The sequence below is a fragment of the Alcanivorax sp. HI0083 genome, assembly GCF_001635175.1.
In genome coordinates this window covers 1-874 of the sequence record NZ_LWFX01001396.1, presented here as the reverse complement: position 1 = coordinate 874, position 874 = coordinate 1, and the positions used below count along the sequence as shown (strand labels likewise).

The 874-nt window shown below is 61.9% G+C and carries 2 protein-coding genes; one reads left to right on the top strand and one right to left on the bottom strand.

The genetic code is table 11. The features are described from left to right. Positions 1–404, bottom strand: a 404-nt coding sequence (locus A3754_RS21185; protein ID WP_369817637.1) for an elongation factor P hydroxylase, incomplete at its 3' end; no start/stop codon positions are given. A 34-nt stretch (positions 405–438) separates the two neighbouring features. Here A3754_RS21185 and A3754_RS21180 point away from each other — a divergent pair. Then, the coding region (locus A3754_RS21180) for an MATE family efflux transporter (RefSeq protein WP_255363149.1) at positions 439–874 on the top strand (436 nt) is incomplete at its 3' end.

Here is an 874-nt window from a genome sequence, read left to right as displayed (position 1 = left end):
AGCGACACCCGAAAATCATGCCCACAAGCGGCACAGAAAAGCGCTTCCAAAGCCTGAGGATAGACTTCCACCCGGCTGAACTCCGCCTGCTGATCCGCACTGCGCCCATCCGGTGCATACCAGTAACCGTAATCTTCCTGCTCGCGGCGTGCCGGACCGGCTACGCACCAGTGGGCGATTTCGTGCAGGGCACTGCGAAAATAATCGCGGGTATAGCAAATTTGGTGGGGACGGCCTGGCAGGTAAACCGGTTCACTGGCACCGCCTACCAGCACGGTGTGGTGGGAATCGAAAAAAGTCGCCCGAAACAGGCGCTCCAGTTCACCACTGACGTACCCCTGTGAAGCGCTTTGCGGTATGGTAGCCGCCTTCGTCTGAACCTGATTCTGATCTATTTCGTTCACCACACCGTTCCGTTTACAACAGTAGCACTTGCCTATGTTATCCCGCCGTCAGGAACTCGCCGCCCAACTCACCCTCGCACTGCCGATTCTGGGTGGGCAACTGGCGCAGACGGCCAACGGCTTTGTGGACACCATGATGGCCGGGCGAGTCAGCGCCAATGACCTGGCCGCGGTGGCCGTGGGCGCCAGTATCTGGGTGCCCCTGTTCCTGTTCATGACCGGCGTGCTGATGAGCGCCACCCCGGTGCTGTCGCGGCATCTGGGCGGCGAAGCTTATCATCGCATCAACCCCCTCGCCCAGCAGGGGCTCTGGTTGGGCCTGGGGCTGGGTGTCCTGTGTGCGCTGATCCTGCGCAGCATTGCCCCGGTGCTGGTATGGATGGACGTGGACCCGGCCATTCGGCCCATGGTCAGCGGCTACCTGGATGCGCTCAGCTGGGGGATGCCCGGTGCCGCGATAATGCTGGCCC